Genomic DNA, 2062 nt, shown 5'->3' on the forward strand with positions numbered 1-2062 from the left:
CAGAGGAAATCACAAATGGAGGGCTATCTGTGCAGGGGCAGTTTCCTTTGACTACGGTAGGGGCACTTGTCTTAACTACAAGTGGACAAATTTTGATTGTCAAAACCACTAAATGGCGGGGTCAATGGGGTGTACCAGGAGGTAAAGTAGAATGGGGTGAAACCCTTGAGGATGCACTCCTCAGGGAGTTTCGGGAAGAAGTTGGTCTAGATTTGACCCAGGTACGCTTTGGGTTGCTACAGGAAGCAGTGTTGGACTCACAGTTTGTGCGAGAAGCCCATTTCATCATGGTTAATTACTATGCTTTTTCTGCCAGGGAAAGCATCACTCCCAACGAAGAAATTGAGGAATGGGCATGGGTGACTCCCCAAAAAGCTCTGGAATATCCTCTCAATAGCTACACTCGCGTGTTAATTGAGGACTATCTAGAAAAGCAAATCTATACTCACTATAATATATAGCTTTTATCATAGCTATTAGGTACAGATATTTTTTTGATTATCACCTATTTCCTGCTCCCTGTTTCCTGTTCTCTGTTTCCTAAAACCAATAAATTTGTACCTGATGAGTTTGAGAATTTATATATGTTAGACTTTGAAAAAGTATACGTACATCCCAGTCAATTTCCTGAGCGAGTTTTTCAAGATTATTTAGCTGGCTTTACTTCTTGTAAAATCAATCACAAATTTCATTACGATAGTGTCAAGCAAAGCCAAAAATGGTTAAAAATACACGAAACTTATTCTCCAGCTAGACAAGATGAAAGCTGTATTGATGCCTATGCCAAGTGTTTTAAAAAAACAGCAGAAATTTTAGATGATAATAGTCTAAATTTAAATTTAATTGGCTTAGGTTGTGGTGGTGGAGAAAAAGATAAACTTCTAGTTTCCCAATTATTAAATTCTGAAAGAGCATTAACTTATTATCCTGTTGATGTTAGCTTATCTCTGGCGATAATTTCTGCTCAAAAGATCAGAGAATATTTTGCTAATTTACGGGTACAGCCCATTGTTTGCGATCTGCTTCACTCTGATGATTTAATCTCCCTTGTCGATAATCAAGACAAAAGAAATATAATTACCTTTTTTGGCATGATTCCCAATTTCGCTCCTGAGGAAATTTTGCCGATTTTAAGTAATTTTCTAAGCAAGGGAGATATATTGCTTTTTAGTGCTAATTTAGCCCCTGGTTCTGATTATCTGCAAGGTATTCAAAAAGTTCTTCCTCAATATGATAATGAGTTAACTAAAGAGTGGTTAATTACTGTTTTACTTGATGCTGGAGTCGAAGCCAAAGATGGGACTATTAAATTTACAATAGAACAGGATGAACCAAATCAACAATTTAAAAGAATTGCTGCTTATTTTGAATTAGAAAACGATGTGATTTTTAGTTTAGAAAACAACCTTATTGAGTGGAGAAGCAAAGATAGAATTAGATTATTTTTTTCCTATCGTTATACTACTCCTATGATTCAAGAAATACTAAAGAGTTATGGTATTAAGGTTTTGGATTACTGGGAAGCTGCTAATCAAGAAGAAGGGGTTTATCTTTGTCAAAAACTTTAAACTATAGCAGTCCTAAATGATTCGTAAAATCTAGTGGCCGAAGCTCTCGCTATAACCCTTGTCCAGTAAAGATTTAAGATTTGGCAGATTTTAGAACTGATTTAGGATTGCTATATACACAAGGAAAAAAATGAATGATGAATGATGAATTATAAATTCCAGATTTTTCGTTCATCGAACTGCGCGATCGCGCTGCGCTTCCCTGCCATCGTTCATCTCAAAGTCGGAATGTGCAGACAGACTCTAATTTATCTCTGTGAGGCATAGGAATATTCTTGGGAGGAGATATCATCAGCAGAGAGTTGTCAAACTTAACATCTGGTATCTCAGCAAGAGCACCCAAGGGTTGACCATTCTTGATACGCTGTTGTTTACATTTAACTAATGCCATCAAAGTTTCACGTTTTTCCCCAACACATTCAAATGGTTTCTCAGCCCTTGGGTCAAACAGACGTGTCCACAGTTCCTCAAGTTTCTTGACGCTGAATAAGTCA

The 2062-nt window shown here is 37.0% G+C and carries 3 protein-coding genes; 2 read left to right on the forward strand and 1 reads right to left on the reverse strand.

The window, feature by feature from the left end; translation table 11 throughout:
• A partial coding sequence (locus tag F6K49_RS43640; RefSeq protein WP_366514311.1) for an NUDIX domain-containing protein occupies positions 1-461 on the forward strand: 461 nt, incomplete at its 5' end.
• Between the two features lie 33 nt (positions 462-494).
• Positions 495-1568 carry an L-histidine N(alpha)-methyltransferase gene (locus F6K49_RS43645; protein ID WP_293107997.1) on the forward strand — a complete coding sequence of 358 codons (1074 nt, stop codon included), beginning with the start codon at positions 495-497 and terminating at the stop codon, positions 1566-1568.
• A 217-nt stretch (positions 1569-1785) separates the two neighbouring features.
• On the opposite strand, the gene F6K49_RS43650 is transcribed toward F6K49_RS43645, so the two are convergent.
• The coding region (locus tag F6K49_RS43650) for a hypothetical protein (protein ID WP_293108000.1) at positions 1786-2062 on the reverse strand (277 nt) is incomplete at its 5' end.

It is taken from the genome of Moorena sp. SIO3I6, from assembly GCF_010672095.1.